Source organism: Rhodococcus sp. PAE-6 (genome assembly GCF_025290685.1).
Lineage (GTDB): Bacteria > Actinomycetota > Actinomycetes > Mycobacteriales > Mycobacteriaceae > Rhodococcus > Rhodococcus pyridinivorans.
This window is the reverse complement of the sequence record NZ_JAOCLZ010000130.1, coordinates 1-269: the sequence shown is the minus strand read 5'-3', so window position 1 is coordinate 269 and position 269 is coordinate 1. Positions and strand designations below refer to the sequence as shown.

The following is a 269-nucleotide window of genomic DNA, read 5'->3' as shown; positions in this document are numbered from 1 at the left end:
GCACGCTGAGCAGCACTTCGGAGTAGCGCGACAAACGTGCTTCGGTGTAACGCATGGCCGCGAAAGACTTGGGATCGTCCGGTGCACCCCAGTTCCCCTGGCCGTCGACCAGCGTGTAGCGGTAGCTGAACGGCTGAGCCATCAGCACCATCGCTTCGTAACAGGCCGAGTCACCGTGCGGGTGAAACTTGCCGAGTACGTCGCCGACGGTACGCGCCGATTTCTTGTGCTTGGAATCGGCGTCCAGCCCCAACTCGCTCATGGCGTAC

General features: G+C 62.1%; 1 protein-coding gene. It reads right to left on the bottom strand.

Annotated features, from left to right (window positions below; translation table 11 throughout):
• Positions 1-269, bottom strand: a 269-nt coding sequence (locus tag NVV99_RS26510) for a DNA gyrase subunit A (protein WP_313906274.1), incomplete at both ends; no start/stop codon positions are given.